This window comes from Ectopseudomonas oleovorans, assembly GCF_003052605.1.
In the GTDB taxonomy this organism is placed as follows: domain Bacteria; phylum Pseudomonadota; class Gammaproteobacteria; order Pseudomonadales; family Pseudomonadaceae; genus Aquipseudomonas; species Aquipseudomonas oleovorans_A.
In genome coordinates, this window is the sequence record NZ_QASO01000030.1 from 80,803 (window position 1) to 97,128 (window position 16,326).

General features: G+C 62.5%; 18 protein-coding genes. 10 read left to right on the forward strand and 8 right to left on the reverse strand.

Annotated features, from left to right (window positions below; genetic code table 11):
• Nucleotides 1-17: 17 nt before the first annotated feature.
• Complete coding sequence (locus DBO86_RS05025) at nt 18-932, reverse strand: NAD(P)-dependent oxidoreductase (protein WP_256672069.1); 915 nt, start codon at nt 930-932, stop codon at nt 18-20.
• 268 nt (nt 933-1,200) lie between these two features.
• Between DBO86_RS05025 and DBO86_RS05030 the strand changes: the two genes are divergently transcribed.
• The 3 genes from DBO86_RS05030 (at nt 1,201) to rhtA (ending at nt 3,538) form a co-directional block, all read left to right on the forward strand.
• A complete protein-coding gene (locus DBO86_RS05030) occupies nt 1,201-1,749 on the forward strand; it encodes a 3'-5' exonuclease (protein ID WP_108233131.1) in 549 nt (182 codons plus the stop codon).
• A 138-nt stretch (nt 1,750-1,887) separates the two neighbouring features.
• A complete protein-coding gene (ppnP, locus tag DBO86_RS05035) occupies nt 1,888-2,169 on the forward strand; it encodes a pyrimidine/purine nucleoside phosphorylase (protein WP_003459961.1) in 282 nt (93 codons plus the stop codon).
• A 517-nt stretch (nt 2,170-2,686) separates the two neighbouring features.
• Nucleotides 2,687-3,538, forward strand: a complete 852-nt coding sequence (gene rhtA / locus DBO86_RS05045) for a threonine/homoserine exporter RhtA (protein ID WP_003459960.1) — start codon at nt 2,687-2,689, stop codon at nt 3,536-3,538.
• Here rhtA and DBO86_RS05050 read toward each other — a convergent pair.
• The 3 genes from DBO86_RS05050 to DBO86_RS05060 form a co-directional block, all read right to left on the reverse strand.
• Nucleotides 3,535-5,292, reverse strand: a complete 1,758-nt coding sequence (locus DBO86_RS05050) for an ABC transporter transmembrane domain-containing protein (RefSeq protein WP_003459959.1) — start codon at nt 5,290-5,292, stop codon at nt 3,535-3,537. The genes rhtA and DBO86_RS05050 overlap by 4 nt on opposite strands.
• A 137-nt stretch (nt 5,293-5,429) precedes the next feature.
• Nucleotides 5,430-6,020 carry a DUF1287 domain-containing protein gene (locus DBO86_RS05055; protein WP_074856050.1) on the reverse strand — a complete coding sequence of 197 codons (591 nt, stop codon included), beginning with the start codon at nt 6,018-6,020 and terminating at the stop codon, nt 5,430-5,432.
• A 9-nt stretch (nt 6,021-6,029) separates the two neighbouring features.
• Complete coding sequence (locus tag DBO86_RS05060) at nt 6,030-7,145, reverse strand: ATP-NAD kinase family protein (RefSeq protein ID WP_003459956.1); 1,116 nt, start codon at nt 7,143-7,145, stop codon at nt 6,030-6,032.
• 148 nt (nt 7,146-7,293) lie between these two features.
• On the opposite strand from DBO86_RS05060, the gene DBO86_RS05065 reads away from it, so the two are divergent.
• Nucleotides 7,294-7,473: a PA1571 family protein gene (locus DBO86_RS05065; RefSeq protein ID WP_003459954.1), complete on the forward strand. Its 180-nt coding sequence runs from the start codon at nt 7,294-7,296 to the stop codon at nt 7,471-7,473.
• 47 nt (nt 7,474-7,520) lie between these two features.
• Here DBO86_RS05065 and msrB read toward each other — a convergent pair whose 3' ends face one another.
• The gene (gene msrB / locus DBO86_RS05070) at nt 7,521-7,919 is read right to left on the reverse strand and encodes a peptide-methionine (R)-S-oxide reductase MsrB (protein WP_003459952.1); all 399 of its coding nucleotides are present in this window, start codon (nt 7,917-7,919) and stop codon (nt 7,521-7,523) included.
• 170 nt (nt 7,920-8,089) lie between these two features.
• On the opposite strand from msrB, the gene DBO86_RS05075 reads away from it, so the two are divergent.
• From DBO86_RS05075 to htpX, 3 genes are all read left to right on the forward strand, one after another.
• A complete protein-coding gene (locus tag DBO86_RS05075) occupies nt 8,090-9,301 on the forward strand; it encodes a pyridoxal phosphate-dependent aminotransferase (protein WP_108233132.1) in 1,212 nt (403 codons plus the stop codon).
• Nucleotides 9,302-9,307: 6 nt separating this feature from the next.
• Entirely contained in the window at nt 9,308-9,754 is a 447-nt protein-coding gene (locus DBO86_RS05080) for a hypothetical protein (protein WP_003459949.1), read from the forward strand.
• A gap of 93 nt (nt 9,755-9,847) precedes the next feature.
• Nucleotides 9,848-10,720, forward strand: a complete 873-nt coding sequence (gene htpX / locus DBO86_RS05085) for a protease HtpX (protein WP_108233133.1) — start codon at nt 9,848-9,850, stop codon at nt 10,718-10,720.
• A 54-nt stretch (nt 10,721-10,774) separates the two neighbouring features.
• Here htpX and DBO86_RS05090 read toward each other — a convergent pair whose 3' ends face one another.
• A complete protein-coding gene (locus tag DBO86_RS05090) occupies nt 10,775-11,431 on the reverse strand; it encodes a thiopurine S-methyltransferase (protein WP_108233134.1) in 657 nt (218 codons plus the stop codon).
• A gap of 189 nt (nt 11,432-11,620) precedes the next feature.
• On the opposite strand from DBO86_RS05090, the gene DBO86_RS26450 reads away from it, so the two are divergent.
• From DBO86_RS26450 to DBO86_RS05105, 3 genes are all read left to right on the forward strand, one after another.
• Nucleotides 11,621-12,187, forward strand: coding sequence for a type 2 periplasmic-binding domain-containing protein (locus DBO86_RS26450; RefSeq protein WP_244185511.1), 567 nt, complete (start codon nt 11,621-11,623; stop codon nt 12,185-12,187).
• A 674-nt stretch (nt 12,188-12,861) separates the two neighbouring features.
• The gene (locus DBO86_RS05100; RefSeq protein ID WP_003459939.1) at nt 12,862-13,629 is read left to right on the forward strand and encodes a DODA-type extradiol aromatic ring-opening family dioxygenase; all 768 of its coding nucleotides are present in this window, start codon (nt 12,862-12,864) and stop codon (nt 13,627-13,629) included.
• Nucleotides 13,630-13,729: 100 nt separating this feature from the next.
• The gene (locus DBO86_RS05105; RefSeq protein WP_108233135.1) at nt 13,730-14,209 is read left to right on the forward strand and encodes a hotdog fold domain-containing protein; all 480 of its coding nucleotides are present in this window, start codon (nt 13,730-13,732) and stop codon (nt 14,207-14,209) included.
• Nucleotides 14,210-14,246: 37 nt separating this feature from the next.
• On the opposite strand, the gene DBO86_RS05110 is transcribed toward DBO86_RS05105, so the two are convergent.
• Nucleotides 14,247-15,236 (reverse strand): YhdH/YhfP family quinone oxidoreductase, encoded by a 990-nt coding sequence (locus DBO86_RS05110; protein WP_075747956.1) that lies wholly within the window; start codon nt 15,234-15,236, stop codon nt 14,247-14,249.
• A gap of 36 nt (nt 15,237-15,272) precedes the next feature.
• Nucleotides 15,273-16,292: a protease SohB gene (gene sohB / locus DBO86_RS05115; RefSeq protein ID WP_003459934.1), complete on the reverse strand. Its 1,020-nt coding sequence runs from the start codon at nt 16,290-16,292 to the stop codon at nt 15,273-15,275.
• Nucleotides 16,293-16,326 lie beyond the last annotated feature (34 nt).

The following is a 16,326-nucleotide window of genomic DNA, read 5'->3' on the forward strand; positions in this document are numbered from 1 at the left end:
GTCGAGGCCTTTGGCGATCAGCGGTTACGCTGCAGGCGAGCCAGCAGGCTGGAGGTATCCCAGCGCCCACCGCCCATGGCCTGAACGTCGGCGTAGAACTGATCGACCAGCGCCGTCACAGGCAGTTGAGCACCGTTGCGACGCGACTCGTCGAGCAGAATCGACAGATCCTTGCGCATCCAGTCGACCGCGAAACCGAAGTCGAACTCGCCGGCCAGCATGGTCTTGTAGCGATTTTCCATCTGCCAGGACTGCGCTGCGCCCTTGCTGATCACATCGACCACCGCATGGCCATCCAGCCCCGCGCACTGAGCGAAGTTGAGCGCCTCTGCCAAACCCTGAACCAGACCGGCGATGCAGATCTGATTGACCATCTTGCTCAACTGGCCGCTGCCGGCCGGCCCCATCAGGCGCATCATCCGCGCGTAACTCTGGATGACCGGCTCGGCAAGCGCATAGGTTTCGGCCTCGCCACCGACCATCACGGTCAGCACACCATTGATCGCACCGGCCTGACCACCGGATACCGGCGCATCGAGAAAACCCAGGCCATGCTCGGCCGCAACAGCCGCCAGCTCACGCGCCACATCGGCCGAGGCGGTGGTGTGATCGACCAGAATGGCGCCCGGAGCCATACCGGCGAACGCGCCCTGCTCGCCCAGAATCACGCTGCACAGGTCGTCATCGTTACCGACGCAACACATCACCAGTTCGGCGCCCGCCACCGCCTCACGCGGGGTCGGCGCAGAGCTGCCGGCATATTCACCCATCCATTGCTCGGCTTTGCCCGGCGAGCGGTTATAGACCGTCACCTGATGCCCTTTGCGTGCCAGATGCCCGGCCATCGGATACCCCATGACGCCCAAACCGAGAAACGTGACCTTTGCCATAGCAACCTCCTGCAGATATAGGCGCCAGAGCCTAACGGGCATGGCGCGAATCATCAAAGCCTTTGCAGCACGCCGCCCCTCATCCGACGCTACGCGCCACCTTCTGCCACAGGAGAAGAACATCAGAAACCGTCGCTGCGCCACGCACGCGTCAACGACGTTTGCCCTGGCCGAAAAGGCCTTCCATACTGCCTGCGATTCGATTCAGAACGGATGCTTGAGCTTGGAGCCTTGGCCCTGATGCCAGGAGCCTTTTCCATGCAGCGAGGCCGAAGCGCAACAGATCGCAGACAGGTTCTAAGGAGCGCCCATGGGGCATTGGCTAGTCATCGACCTGGAGGCCACCACTGATGAGGGCGGCTGGGCGATGGAGGAAATGGAAATCATCGAGATCGGTGCCAGCCTGGTTGGTGTGGACGGCCATGAACGGGATCACTTTCAGCGCATCGTCAAACCACAGCGCCGCCCGTGCTTGACCGAGTTCTGCCGCGAACTCACCCATATCACCCAGGCCGAGATCGACAGCGCCGCTACCCTGTCCCAGGTCTGGGCTCAGTTCGAGCGCTGGCTGACGCAGCATGCACCACGCCTGGTCGGCTGGAGCAGTTGGGGTGATTACGATCGCCGCCAGCTGGAGCAGGAATGGCGTCAACATCAGTTGCACAGCCTGCTGGCCCAGGTGCCGCACCTTAACCTCAAACAGGCTTTCGCCAAGGCGCGCCAACTGCAGCGGCCGGTTGGCCTGCACAGTGCATTGCAACTGGCTGGCATGCAGTTTCAAGGGCAACAGCACCGCGCCCTCGAAGATGCGCGTAACACCGCCCGCCTGCTGCCACTGGTATTGCCCCTCAAAGACTGATGACGAAGAAAAGGCGCTTGGGCATACTGGCGGCCCTTTTATGGCCTGCCATGCATGGCGGTCACCCTTCTGGCCGTCGTCACACGACGTTAAACATGGCTTCCAGCAATTTTTTCAACCCCTTCCGAGGAATCGCAGATGTTCAAGGTCAACGAATACTTCGACGGCACCGTCAAATCCATCGGTTTCACAATGGCTGAAGGCCCTGCCACCATCGGCGTAATGGCCCCGGGCGAATACGAATTCGGCACCAGCCAACTGGAAGTCATGCATGTCGTCGCCGGCGCCCTGACCGTCAAACTGCCGGGCAGCGACAGCTGGAACACCTTCGAAGCCGGCAGCAAGTTCACCGTCGAGGCCAACAGCAAGTTCCAGCTCAAGGTGGCCGTAGACACCGCCTATCTCTGCGAATATCGCTAGGGTCTGTTGCCGTTTCGACACGAGCCGCGTTGCTGCGCCAAATTGCGCCACGCGAGGCGCGGGATGCAGGTAATGGTCGTTCCCTTGCCAAATCCCGCAACGACGCATGGCGCAATTTGCCGCGCAACCCGAAGGGACGGGCCAGTTTTTGCGTGGTACGTCGTTACTCGACGGTTCATTTGGGCGACCAAACTTCGCGTCTCACGCCTAGCCCCACGCAAAAACTGGCTCCGTCGCGGCCGTGCGCGAAACGGCAACAGACCCTAACAGCCCGTTGAGAAACTACCTGCGTTTAAAAGCGACCTCGCGTGCGAGCCCAGTCAAAATGCTCATTTACAGCTCGTAAAGTCGAGCGCGACTCCGACCGTTTTTCGGTCGTTTTTGCGGGGCCGCCATCGGTATTGTCTTGCCTGCCTCGCCTACGTTTTTCTCAACGGTCTGGCAGCCACTACGCGCCACGAAGAACCGGCCCCAGCGGCCGGTTTTTTCTTTGATGATCACCACCAGGACATAGCCCATGTCACGCAGTGCACTTCTCGCCCCCATTGCCTTGTTGCTGGTGGCCATGGTCTCGATCCAGAGCGGCGCGTCGCTGGCCAAGAACCTGTTCCCGCTGGTCGGCGCCGAAGGCACCACAGCCCTGCGCCTGGTGCTCGGCGCGATCATTCTGTCGCTGGTGATGCAGCCCTGGCGGGCCAAACTGGATTTGCGCAAGTGCCATGCCCTGCTCGCCTACGGCCTGGCGCTGGGCGGCATGAATCTGATGTTCTACATGTCCCTGCAGAGCATCCCGCTGGGCATCGCCGTGGCGCTGGAATTCACCGGGCCGCTGGCTCTGGCGCTGTTTTCCTCGCGCCGCCTGCTGGACTTCGTCTGGGTGATTCTGGCCATCGCCGGCCTGTGGATGCTGCTGCCAACCGGCGCCACGCAAAGCGCCATAGACCCACTCGGCGCAGCTCTGGCCCTCGGCGCGGGGGTGTGCTGGTCGCTGTACATCATCTTCGGCCAGAAAGCCGGCGCCCAGCATGGCCGCCACACCGTCGCCCTGGGCACCTGGGTCGCCGCCTTGCTGGTCCTGCCCATTGGCATCTGGCATGCCGGCACGGACCTGCTGAGCGCGGACCTGCTACCCATCGCCCTGGGTGTCGCGGTACTGTCTTCGGCCCTGCCCTACAGCCTGGAGATGGTCGCCTTGACGCGCCTGCCCGCACGCACCTTCAGCGTGCTGATGAGCCTGGAGCCGGCAGTCGCGGCAATGTGCGGTCTGGCCTTTCTCGGCGAGAAGCTGCTCTGGGGCCAGTGGCTGGCCGTCGGTGCGATCATTATCGCCTCTGCCGGGGCAGCCGCCACCATCAAACCCAAGAGCTAGTTGCCGAACTGCAACTCGGCCAAACGCGCATAGAGCGGACTACTCTCGATCAGCTCGGCATGACTGCCGATCGCAGCCAAACGGCCCTGTTCGATCACCGCAATGCGATCCGCCTGCTTCACCGTGGCCAGGCGATGAGCGATCACCAAGGTGGTGCGCCCGGCCATTAGTGACGGCAGCGCCTGCTGGATCAGGTGCTCGCTCTCGGCATCCAGGGCGCTGGTGGCCTCATCGAGCAGCAGGATCGGCGCATCGGCGAGCAAGGCACGGGCAATCGCCAGGCGCTGACGCTGGCCACCGGAAAGCCCGAGCCCGGCCTCCCCCAAATGAGTCTGGTAACCCTGCGGTAGGCGCTGAATGAACTCATGGGCATGCGCCGCCCGCGCGGCCGCCTCCACCTCGGCCTGGCTGGCATCCAGGCGACCATAGCGAATGTTGTCCTCCACCGAGCCGAAGAACAGCGCAGGATTCTGCGACACCAGGGCGAAACTGGCACGCAACTCGCGCGGATCGAGCTGATCGATCGGCACGCCATCGATGAGGATGCGCCCGCCCTGCGGATCGAAGAAGCGCAGCAGCAGATCGAACAGCGTCGATTTGCCAGCCCCGGACGGTCCTACCAGTGCCAGCGTCTCGCCTGCCGCTACCTGCAGATCGATGCCATCGATGGCGTAGCTGTCCAAACGCGACGGATAGGCGAATCGCACACGCTGCAGCTCGATGCGCCCCTGTACCGGCTGCGACAGATGCTGCGGCTGCTCCGGCGCCACGATGGCGTTGCTGGCACGTAACAGCTCGCCGATGCGCTCGGCGGCGCCTGCGGCACGCTGCAATTCACCGATCACCTCGCTCAGCGTGCCGAAGGACGAGCCAACGATCAGGCTGTAGAACACGAAAGCCGCCAGCTCACCGCCGGAGATGCGCCCGGCGATCACATCCATGCCGCCGACCCAGAGCATCACCCCGACAGCGCCGAGCACCAGCACGATCACTACGGTGATCAGCCAGGAACGCTGGGCGATGCGCTTGCGCGCCACATCGAAAGCCGCTTCGGCAGACTCGCCAAAGCGGCGCTTGTCCTCATCCTGATGGTTGTAAGCCTGTACCGTCTTGATCTGCCCCAGCACTTCGCCGACATAACTGCCGACATCGGCCACGCGGTCCTGGCTCTGCCGCGACAGCGCACGCACACGGCGGCCGAACAGCAGGATAGGCGCTACCACCAAGGGTAGAGCCAACAGAACGATACCGCTGAGCTTGGGGTTGGTGACCACCAGTAGCACGCTGCCACCGATCAACATGATCAGGTTGCGCAGCGCCATCGACAGCGACGAGCCAATCACCGATTGCAGTAGCGCGGTATCGGCGGTCAGCCGCGACTGGATTTCCGAGCTGCGATTGCTCTCGTAGAAGCCAGGATGCAACTCAATCAGGTGATCGAACACCCGCCGGCGGATATCCGCGACCACCCGCTCGCCGATCCATGACACCAGGTAGAAGCGCGTGTAGGTGCCGAAGGCCAGCGCCAATACCAGCACGAAGAACAGCAGCAGGGACTGCCGCAGCGCGGCCGGCGACTGCGTGGCCAGCCCCTGATCCACCAGCAGCTTGATGCCCTGGCCCATGGACAGGGTGATGGCTGCCGTGAACATCAGCGCCAGCAGCGCGCCCAGTACCCGGCCGCGATACGGGGCGATAAAGCGCCAGGCCAGGCGTATGGCACCGCGCTGACGGGAAGAGAGCATCGAAATCATGGCAGGTCTCAGGTCAGCGGCCGAAGGTGTCGCAGCCGCTGGCGGCAGGAAGTTGAATGTCTGAGTCAGCAGTTGGGGGCGGCGGCGCGCAACCTCAAGCGGCTGCGTCCATTGCCGAGGCAGGCGACCGCGACGGCTTATGAGCCCGTCTTCGCCAGCTCTGCTGGCGGACGATAATGGCCGGTAATGCGATAGCTGAAGAGGATGTCCTCCTCCTGCGTACCACGGCCGATGTTGTGCAGAATCAGCGGCACACCCGTTGCCGCCCGATGATCGCTGACGATACCGATATGCGTGAGACCACGGCCCAGATCCCAGGTGACGATATCGCCCGGCCGATACGCCGAAGCCGCCTGGCTAAGCGGCAGCGACCAGCCCTGACGCTTGAACCAGGTCATCAGGTTGGGCACACGGCGGTGGTCAATATTGCTGTCCGGGCGATTCAGCCCCCAGTTCTTCGGATAGACGGAGAAGCTGCCGCGCATGTCGCGGTGCACCGCTTCCTGCAAGTCCAGCCCCTGCTGGCGCAGTGCGCGGATCACCACGTCGGTGCAGACCCCTGTGGCCATCGGCACATCACCACCGGGATAGCTCAACTGGCGGTAGGCCGGGTCATAGCTCAGCGTCACACCGATCTGCTGGCGTGCATCGCGCACCAGCTTTTCAGCTTCGATGGCCTGTGCGGCCAGCGCCAGTGACCAGAGCAACAGCAGAATCAGCCCGCGCATCTCGCTCTCCTATCGCGCCAGAGGGTACAGCAACTCTTCCCTGTAACCGGCCCAGACCCGTATGGCATCGGGAAAGGCGTCGTCCAGCGTCACGTCGCCGCTGTCGACCAGCAGCGGCCGGCCATTCAGTGTCGCCAGCTTGCGCTTGGTCGCCACCACACGCAGGCGCTCCAGGCCGACCGCACGCAGCACACGGGGGCTGATCTGCTGGTTGCCACGCCCGATGACATGACCCTGCCCCCCGATGGCGGTGACCAGCAAGTAGGTCGGATGCGCCTCGACCAGGGCGAACAGCTCGGCCTCGTTGACGTCACGGGCGATCACCTGGCCGTCCTCGATCACATCGACGCCCAGCAAGGTGGTGTCCAGCCCGAGATTCTGCGCCAGGCCATGCAAGGTCGAACCGGGGCCAAATACATAACGCACACCGGGCTCCCATTCAGCCTCCAGCCAGGCAGCCAGATCAGCCAGCACCAGCTCTTCGGACTCCACGCCGCCCTGCTTGACCGCCTGCACGTAACCGCCCTCCTGCGGCACGCACAACTCGCCGTACCAGCGCGCGGTAACGCGCCCCTCACGCAGGGCATTCTCGTCGATGTCACGCACCTCGCCGCTGGCCAGACGAACCAAACCGCCTTCGACCAGGCGCGCCGTCAGCTCACCGGCCGCTCGCGGGCTAATGGCGTACACCCCGGACTGGATCTTCACCCCCGCCGGAATGCCCAGCACCGGCTGCCCGTCCCTGATCACGGCACATACATCACGCGCAGTGCCATCGCCACCGGCAAATAGAATCAGTGCCGCACCGGCGTCCTGCAGGTGTTGCACAGCACGACGGGTGTCGTCGGCCGTGCTGGGCTCGTCGCCCAACTGTCCCAGCAGACGATGCTCAAAGCCCATCTGCGCCAACAAATCGCCGCCCATGGCACCGGGATAGGTGACGAACTCAATGCGCTCACGCAGCGCCAACAGTTGCTCCAGCGCCGTGCGCGTACGCTGCGCAGCCTTCGGTTCAACGCCGAGTGCCAGGGCCTGCTCGGCCACGCCGTCGCTGCCCTTGAGTGCAGCCGGGCCACCCAGCCCGGCCAGAGGGTTGATGATCAGACCTATATGAAAACGCGACATGCCTTCCTCAATTACCGGCAGACTGGCATGCAGCCTGCTTGTACCTGCTCTGCGTTGCCGGCGTGACGGTTTTCCGTACACCTTCACTGTCACCGCACCTTCATCCGGCACCACTAGACTGCGCGCAGAATCGATGAGGAGACAGGCCATGAGCTTGCACAACACTGCCAATCAGCCGCAACACCTGAACAACCACGCCCGCCCAACGCCGATCGGTGGCTTCATCATCGACGCTCAGGGGCGCGAAGTGCCGATCACCGAAGCGATGATCCAGCAGGCCTGCCAGCTTCTGGAACAAAGCCAGCAGAACCGTCCACAGAAACGCTGAAAAAACTCAGCCGGGCTGCCCGCTCGTGGCAGTCCATCGTTCATCCATCATGGCTCGCGCGGCGCGAACTTCAGCGACACCGAGTTGATGCAGTAACGCAAACCGGTCGGACGCGGCCCATCAGGAAAGACGTGGCCCAGGTGCGCATCGCATTTGGCGCATCTGACCTCGATACGCTGCATGCCATGGCTGAAGTCATCCAGCTCACGGATCACCGTCGCACTGAGCGGCTGAAAATAGCTGGGCCAGCCGCAACCGGAATCGTACTTGGCGGCGGAGTCGAACAGCGCCTCGCCACAACAGACACAGTGATAGACGCCCGCCACCTTGCTGTCGTGATATTGCCCGGTAAAAGGCCTTTCGGTGCCGCCCAGGCGGCAGACGTGGAACTGTTCCGGCGACAACACTTCACGCCAGGCATCCAGGGATTTCTCGACTTTATCCACGGACTGCTTCCCTCCTCGTAAAAAAGCCCGACCGACAGCTTTGCCAGGGTCAGGCTGCAACGTATGATTCGTGCCCAGTCTGTCACCCGCCCTGCGGGCTGCCAAGGTTCCGCCAGAGGATACTTTTGCAGCGTGATTCAGCGGGTCATCCACCGAATGGGATTTCTCACATGCAGGTCAGCAAATCGAACAAGCTCGCCAACGTCTGCTACGACATTCGCGGGCCGGTGCTCAAGCACGCCAAGCGTCTGGAGGAGGAAGGCCACCGCATCCTCAAGCTGAACATCGGCAACCCGGCGCCGTTCGGTTTCGAGGCACCGGAAGAAATCCTCCAGGACGTCATCCGCAACCTGCCCACTGCCCAGGGCTACAGCGACTCCAAGGGCCTGTTCAGCGCGCGCAAGGCGGTGATGCAGTATTACCAGCAGAAGCAGGTCGAAGGCGTCGGTATCGAGGACATCTACCTCGGCAACGGGGTGTCCGAGCTGATCGTGATGGCCATGCAGGCGCTGCTCAACAACGGTGACGAGGTGCTGATCCCGGCGCCGGATTACCCGCTGTGGACGGCTGCCGTGGCCCTCTCCGGCGGCAAGCCGGTGCATTACCTGTGCGATGAACAGGCCGGCTGGTTCCCGGATATCGCCGACATGCGTGCCAAGATCACGCCGAACACCAAGGCCCTGGTGCTGATCAACCCGAACAACCCCACCGGCGCGGTGTACTCGCGCGAAGTGCTGCAGGACATCGTCGAGCTGGCGCGCCAGCACAACCTGGTGATCTTCTCCGACGAGATCTACGACAAGATCCTCTACGACGACGCCGTGCACATCAGCACCGCCTCGCTGGCCCCGGACGTGCTATGCCTGACCTTCAACGGCCTGTCCAAGAGCTACCGCGTGGCCGGTTTCCGCTCCGGCTGGGTGGCCATCTCCGGGCCCAAGCACAAGGCGCAGAGCTATATCGAAGGCCTGGACATCCTGGCCAACATGCGCCTGTGCGCCAACGTGCCGAGCCAGCATGCGATCCAGACCGCGCTCGGTGGCTACCAGAGCATCAATGACCTGGTGCTGCCCAACGGCCGCCTGCTGGAACAACGCAACCGCGCCTGGGAACTGCTCAACGACATTCCCGGGGTCAGCTGCGTCAAGCCCATGGGCGCGCTATACGCCTTCCCGAAGATCGACCCCAAGGTCTGCCCGATCCACAACGACGAGAAGTTCGTCCTCGACCTGCTGCTCTCGGAGAAGCTGCTGATCGTCCAGGGCACCGCCTTCAACTGGCCATGGCCGGATCACTTCCGCGTGGTCACCCTGCCGCGCGTCGACGACCTGGAGCAGGCCATCGGCCGCATCGGCAACTTCCTTAAGGGCTACAGCCAGTAAGCCGACATGGATCTGCAGATCGACGACTTCTACAAGGATGCCGCCAGCGGCCTGCTCATGCTCTATCAGGCCTTCCCGCGCAAGATGGCGCTGTACGTGGAAGACCTGATCGGGCGTGAGGAGCCGGACGAATTCGGCCTGCCCAGCAAGCGTCACCAGGCCTGCCTCGGCGCGCTGCTGTGGCTGGCCGAGGAAGGCTATCTGCGTTTCGAGTCGACCATCGCTTACGACGCGTTGGATCAGGCGGTGCTCAGCGAGAAAGGTTTTCTGCGCCTGTCACGCGCCATTCCCCACGCTTTGCGCGAGGGTGAAGTGCTGCCGCCAAGCGTGCGCCGCGTACATGCCACATTGGCATTTCAGCTGCGCGAGGCCCTGGCCCAGCAGCACGGCGAGCGCACCGCCCGCCTCACTCGTCTGCTGTTCGAGAGTACGCTACAAGGTCAAGAGACATAGTTTGAAATAGTCGCTGGTTGAAAGCCCCGGGGGTGCGCCCTTATATAGCCGGCATTACTCGTACGTCTTTCCCGTGAGGAGTCCGTTCACACCATGATGCGCATTATGTTGTTCCTGGCCACCAACCTGGCGGTTCTGGTTATCGCCAGCATCACCCTCAAACTGCTGGGGGTCGACCGCTTCACCGGCCAGAACCATGGCAGCCTACTGATTTTCTGCGCCGTGTTCGGTTTTGCCGGCTCGCTGGTGTCGCTGTTCATCTCCAAGTGGATGGCGAAGATGAGCACCGGCACACAGATCATCACCCAGCCACGCACCCGTCACGAACAGTGGCTGCTGCAGACCGTCGAGGAGCTGTCGCGCCAAGCCGGGATCAAGATGCCTGAAGTCGGCATCTTCCCGGCCTACGAGGCCAATGCCTTCGCCACCGGCTGGAACAAGAACGACGCACTGGTCGCGGTCAGCCAGGGTCTGCTCGAGCGTTTCTCCCCTGATGAAGTGCGTGCGGTACTGGCTCACGAGATCGGCCACGTTGCCAACGGCGATATGGTCACCCTGGCGCTGATCCAAGGCGTGGTGAACACCTTCGTCATGTTCTTCGCGCGCATCTTCGGCAACTTCGTCGACAAGGTGATCCTGAAGAACGAAGACGGCCATGGCATCGGCTACTTCGTCGCGACCATCTTCGCCGAGCTGGTACTGGGTATCCTGGCCAGCATCATCGTCATGTGGTTCTCGCGCAAACGCGAGTACAAGGCTGACGAAGCCGGTGCCCGCCTGGCCGGCACTGGCGCGATGATTGCCGCCCTGCAGCGCCTGCGTGCCGAGCAGGGTGTACCGGTGCAGATGCCCGACAGCCTGACCGCTTTCGGCATCAACGGCGGCCTGAAGAACGGCCTGGCCGGTCTGCTGATGAGCCACCCGCCGCTGGAAGACCGCATCGAAGCGCTGCGCCGTCTGGGCTGACCCTTCGACTGACAAAAAGGCGACCTTCGGGTCGCCTTTTGCATTGGGCTGCCGCTAGCGGCGGATCAGCCGAAAGACGTGCTCATCCACTGCCGTCAGACCGCTGTCAATGAAACGCGGATTGCCCGTCAGCACATCCTTTTCCTCGACCTTGTGCAGCGTCCAGCCATCTGCAAAGTGCTGCTCCACCTCGGTGTCAGCGACCGAGAATGGCGGACCATCCATTTTCGCCTGATCGTAAACCAGCGTAACCAGCAATCCCTGACAGGCAACGGGCACTATCGCCTGCAGATGGGCGACATAACGCTCGCGCATCGACGGCGGCAGCGCGATCAGGGCCGCCCGGTCATAAAAGGCCTGGCACCCGGCGACATCCGCATGACTCAGGGCGAAGAAATCGCCACACAGAATCTGCAACTCACCCGCCTGATAGACCTTGAACGCCCCGCGCTGTGACACCTGCGGCTGCACATCACGCTCGTTGAAGAAATCCTCCACGGCCCGCTCGGCCAGCTCGACACCAATGACCGGGTGGCCCTGCTCCGCCAGCCAGACCATGTCCAGGCTCTTGCCACACAGCGGCACCAGCACCGCCGCGCCTTTTGCCAGGCCAAGCGCAGACCAGTGACGACGCAGGTAACCGTTGACCTTCTCCTGATGGAAACCGATTTGATTGCGCGCCCAGCGCTCCTGCCAGAAAGCATCGTGCATCTCTTATCCCCTCACCTAAACTGAAAAAACACCCCAAAGCTAACGAATCGCCATCATGCTCTCACGTCATTCACTCTGCCTGACAGGGCTGCTCCTGACGGCCACACCAGCTCTCTGCGCAGAAGAAAGTCTACCGTACGCCTCGACACCAGCCTTGAGGAGCCGTATCAGGTAGCGGTCGATGGCGAATTGGCCGGTCAGTCGGTAACGGCTCTCGAATGCATCTTCGAGCATTTGCAGCAACCCTATCGCATCCAGCTCACATCAGTGAGCCGAGCGCGGCAGAATGTCAGCCGACATATCGCCGATGGTTTCTTCAGCTCCGCCCCAGACAGCCAGGTCGATGGCTACGCGCAGCTGTCCGCCCCGCTTCTGATGGAGAAATGGTACTGGTATGCCCAGGATCCGCTGATCCTCAACAAGCCGATTTGGGACCGCGAGCTGCGCATCGGCAGCGTGCGGGGAAGCAACAGCATGACCTGGCTGGAGGCTCGCGGCATCGCCGTAGCGCAGAAGGTACCGTGCCTGGAGCAATTGATCGAATTGCTGCAACGTGGGCGCATCGATCTTTTCCTAGCCGATGACAATGCAATGCGTAGCGCCCTCTCTGAGCAGCCATCCCAACAGGGTCTGCAGCGACGCTTCGTACGCTCCTCACCACTGGGCGTCTATTTCTCTCACGATTTCCTGCAGCACCACCCTGATTTCCTCAGCGCCTTCAACCGTCAGGTCGAACACTGTGCCCCCCGAAGGTAGCGCGCTGACTGAAGCCGAAGCCCATTATCTGCGCCAGTTGACCGCCCAGCATCTGAAGCGCTGGGCCTAGGGTCTGTTGCCGTTTCGACGCGAGCCGCGCGCGAAACGGCAACAGACCCTAGCATGACGAACTGTTGAACGCCCTTCGCCAGGTAGCCACGCGCAATACGAGCATGGAGCGCATTAACGAACTGGACCGGCAATGGCTGCGTGAGCTCCTGCTTGAGGAAAAGCCACTGATCCGTCGCCTGCAGCAGACGCCACCATCACGCCTGATGACCAACATAGCGCGTCAACATCACCTCCTGCTCAATAAGATCTTCCGCACTCAGCGACCACTCCGGCCAATTAGTCGCCATCAGCGATGGTCACCAGCGATTATTGGCAAGCTGACGAAGATGACTTTCGACAAGCCATGCGCCTGGCCAGATCCATATCGGCGATATCGAGTACGATGGTTCGACCCAGAGCTTTCAGAGCAAGGTTTCTGCGCCTATTCACGACCCACGGGATGGGCAGTTTCTCGGCGTGCTCAGCCTGGGCATCAATATCGAGACCGCGTTTGGCGCCAACCTGCGCTAAACATCTAACCAGTCGATTGATACCGCGGAAAAACATCATTATTAATCGATGAAGACCTCGGAGAAAATGTGAGCACATTTCTGGAGGTCGTCATGCTGCCCAGCCTGTTCATTTCCCATGGTTCCCCCATGTTGGCCCTGGAGCCCGGTGCCAGCGGCCCGGCGCTGGCCAAACTGGCCGCCGATATACCCAGACCCAACGCCATAGTGGTGGTGTCGGCGCACTGGGAAAGCCAGCGCCTGCTGCTGACGGCGGGCGAACACCCGCAGACCTGGCACGACTTCGGCGGCTTTCCAGCCGAGCTGTATGCGGTGCAGTATCCGGCCCCCGGCGCACCGAAGCTGGCCGAGCAGATCGCCCAGCAACTGAACGACGTGGGTCTGTCCGCACAGCTCGATGCGCAACGCCCCTTCGACCATGGTGCTTGGGTGCCACTGTCGCTGATGTATCCGCAAGCCGACATCCCTGTTCTGCAGCTATCGCTACCCAGCCGCCTCGGCCCCGAGTTGCAGACCCGCGTGGGCCGTGCTCTGGCCAGCCTGCGTGCACAAGGCATCCTGCTAATTGGCTCCGGCAGCATCACCCATAACCTGGGCGAGCTGAACTGGCGTGCCGGCCCGGACGTCATCACACCCTGGGCCAAGGCGTTTCGCGACTGGGTGGTGGAAAAGCTCGAAGCGAACGACGAAGAGGCCTTGCACCATTACCGACTGCTGGCGCCGAATGCCGTACGCAATCACCCTACCGAAGAACATCTGCTACCGCTGTTCTTCGCACGTGGTGCTGGCGGTACCTTCACGATTGAGCACAGCGGTTTCACCTACGGCGCCCTGGGGATGGATATCTATCGCTTCGGTTAGCCACTTTTTTCACGCTATCCCAGACGATCTGCGCCAGTAGCTCGCGGCACTCGCCCAGCTCGTTCTGGGTGCGGCCAGCCAGCCAGTTGCGCGCCAGGTCATGCGTCGGGCCGATCACCACCGAGGCGAAACAGTCATCAGGCAGCGCCTTGAACAGTCCCTGCCGACGGTACTCGGCGAGCGCCGTGAGAATCTGTGCGAAATACTGGCGATTGGCTTCGCGCAGTGCATCGCCCCGCCGATGGTCGAGCTGCGCCCCGGCTATGCCGAGGTCCGCTTCGCCAAACATCGTGAAGTGCTGAATCATATCGGTAGGGTGCATGCCATCGCCCTGTGCAATGCTGCCGAACTTGCCGCCGGCAGCATGACCGACGCCTCCATTCCTAACGGTTGCCGCTGGATTCCCAAAGGGATGACGGTGGAATACCTGGCCAAGGCCGACGGAGACATCCGCACGGTTGCCGCTGGCAGCGCGGTGGATTGGGATCAGACCGGCGACATCAAGGTGCCGGTGATGGCCTACGTCGGTGACAAGCCGGTGTTCCGCGCCGAAATCACCATGTGCGTCAGCCAGGCCTGAAATGCAGAGGCCCGTCATCGACGGGCCTCTGTTCCACTCAATCGAGTCGCACCAGCACGCGACCGACCATGCCGCCAGCCAGTATCCGTTCGATGGCCGCGGGCAGCTCTTCCAGACCGACTTCCTGGCACAGCGCCGAGAGATCGAGCTTCCACTGCAACGACAGCTTGTCCCACATCGATGCCTTGACCACCAGAGGCAGCTCCACCGAATCCACGCCAAGCAGGTTGACCCCGCGCAGGATGAACGGCAGTACGCTGCCCTGGAAGCCGACGCCAGCAGTCAGCCCGCAACAGGCCACGCTGCCGCTGTGGCGCAGCGACTTGACCACATTGAACAGGATGTCGCCACCCACTGTGTCTACCGCTCCCGCCCAGCGTTCCTTGAGCATCGGCCGCTCACTACCTTGCTGCAGCTCTTCGCGGCTGACGATCTCGTCAGCACCGAGACCACGCAGGAAATCGCCCTGTTCGGCCTTGCCGGTCGCGGCGGCTACGCGATAGCCGAGCTGCTTGAGGAGCACCACGGCGATGCTGCCAACGCCGCCCGTGGCACCGGTGACCAGCATGGTGCCGGACTCCGGAGTAACGCCGGCCTGCTCCAGCTTGTCCACGCATAGCGCGGCCGTCAGGCCGGCGGTGCCGAGAATCATCGCCTCGCGCAGCGGCAAGCCTTGTGGGCGCTTGATCGCCCAGGCCGCCGGTACGCGGATGTACTGGCCGAAACCACCGGCAGTGTTCATGCCCAGGTCGTAGCCAGTGACGATCACCTCGTCGCCCACGGCGAACTCGGCCACGGCGGACGCCTCCACCACACCAGCGGCGTCGATGCCCGGCGTATGCGGATACTGCTTGGTAACCCCGCGATTGCCGCTGGCCGACAGCGCATCCTTGTAGTTGAGCGAGGAATAGCGCACGCGGATCAGCAGATCGCCTGCGGGCAGATCCTCGATCTGCCGGGCTACTACCTGGCGCCGAAAACTGCCATCGGCACCCTCGCTGACCAGCAAAGCCTTGAATTCAGTCATCACCTTCTCCTCTTGTCGTTGTTCGGTGGCGTGCTCTTACCAGAAACGTTGCTGATTGAGTCTGCTCAGCCAGGTCAGGACGAAGCGATCTGCCGCCATGCTGGCCGCCAGCCCGACACGCTCCTGCAAACTCTTTTTATGAACGAAATGCAGATAGAACAGCTCAGCCTCGGCGGCGCGCTCGGCCAGGTACTGGTCGCTGGTCTTCAGTTCATCCACCAGCAGGCGCTCTTGCGCCGCAATGCCCAGCCAGACCTCACCGGTGGCGATGGCATCGATGTCCAGCTGAGGGCGGTAACGGGCAACGAAGCCTTTGAACAGTTCGTGGGTGGTCTCCAGGTCTTCCTGGAATTTCTCCCGGCCCTTTTCGGTGTTCTCACCGAATACGGTCAGCGTGCGCTTGTATTCGCCGGCCGTCAGCACCTCGAAATCGATTTCGTGCTTCTTCAGCAGACGATGCACGTTAGGCAACTGCGCCACCACGCCAATGGAGCCGAGGATGGCAAAAGGCGCACTGAGAATCTTCTGGCCGATGCAGGCCATCATGTAGCCGCCGCTGGCCGCTACCTTGTCCACGCACACCGTCAGCGGGATGCCCGCATCGCGGATACGCACCAGTTGCGACGAAGCCAGGCCGTAGCTATGCACCATGCCGCCACCACTTTCCAGGCGCAGCACCACTTCGTCATCGGCCTTGGCCATGGACAGCAGCGCCGTCACCTCATGGCGCAGGTTGTCGGTGGCTGAGGCCTTGATATCACCGTCGAAATCCAGCACGAACACCCGCGGTTTGCTGGGCGGCGCTTTCTTTTCCTGCTTGGCCGCCTTGGCCTGCGCCTTGCGCGTGGCCTTGAGCTGATCCTTGGACAACACGCTGTGCTCCAGGCGCTCACGCAGATCCTTGTAGAAATCATTGAGCTTCTGCACCTGCAACTGACCACTGCCGCGCCGCCCTCTGCCGCGCGTGGCGGCGATCGCCACCAGCACCACGACGATGGCGACCACCAGGGTCAGGGTTTTCGCCAGAAAGCTGGCGTACTCGCTAAGAAACTCCACGGATCCCCCTTGGACAATGCAGCGGCGCCTGGGC

Excerpts from the sequence above, each read along its gene's own strand:
- DBO86_RS05025 (WP_256672069.1), bottom strand. The coding sequence starts at position 932 with ATGCCCGTTAGGCTCTGGCGCCTATATCTGCAGGAGGTTGCTATGGCA.
- DBO86_RS05030 (WP_108233131.1), top strand. The coding sequence starts at position 1,201 with ATGGGGCATTGGCTAGTCATCGACCTGGAGGCCACCACTGATGAGGGC.
- ppnP (WP_003459961.1), top strand. The coding sequence starts at position 1,888 with ATGTTCAAGGTCAACGAATACTTCGACGGCACCGTCAAATCCATCGGT.
- rhtA (WP_003459960.1), top strand. The coding sequence starts at position 2,687 with ATGTCACGCAGTGCACTTCTCGCCCCCATTGCCTTGTTGCTGGTGGCC.
- DBO86_RS05050 (WP_003459959.1), bottom strand. The coding sequence starts at position 5,292 with ATGATTTCGATGCTCTCTTCCCGTCAGCGCGGTGCCATACGCCTGGCC.
- DBO86_RS05055 (WP_074856050.1), bottom strand. The coding sequence starts at position 6,020 with ATGCGCGGGCTGATTCTGCTGTTGCTCTGGTCACTGGCGCTGGCCGCA.
- DBO86_RS05060 (WP_003459956.1), bottom strand. The coding sequence starts at position 7,145 with ATGTCGCGTTTTCATATAGGTCTGATCATCAACCCTCTGGCCGGGCTG.
- DBO86_RS05065 (WP_003459954.1), top strand. The coding sequence starts at position 7,294 with ATGAGCTTGCACAACACTGCCAATCAGCCGCAACACCTGAACAACCAC.
- DBO86_RS05075 (WP_108233132.1), top strand. The coding sequence starts at position 8,090 with ATGCAGGTCAGCAAATCGAACAAGCTCGCCAACGTCTGCTACGACATT.
- DBO86_RS05080 (WP_003459949.1), top strand. The coding sequence starts at position 9,308 with ATGGATCTGCAGATCGACGACTTCTACAAGGATGCCGCCAGCGGCCTG.
- htpX (WP_108233133.1), top strand. The coding sequence starts at position 9,848 with ATGATGCGCATTATGTTGTTCCTGGCCACCAACCTGGCGGTTCTGGTT.
- DBO86_RS05090 (WP_108233134.1), bottom strand. The coding sequence starts at position 11,431 with ATGCACGATGCTTTCTGGCAGGAGCGCTGGGCGCGCAATCAAATCGGT.
- DBO86_RS05100 (WP_003459939.1), top strand. The coding sequence starts at position 12,862 with ATGCTGCCCAGCCTGTTCATTTCCCATGGTTCCCCCATGTTGGCCCTG.
- DBO86_RS05105 (WP_108233135.1), top strand. The coding sequence starts at position 13,730 with ATGCGTCGGGCCGATCACCACCGAGGCGAAACAGTCATCAGGCAGCGC.
- DBO86_RS05110 (WP_075747956.1), bottom strand. The coding sequence starts at position 15,236 with ATGACTGAATTCAAGGCTTTGCTGGTCAGCGAGGGTGCCGATGGCAGT.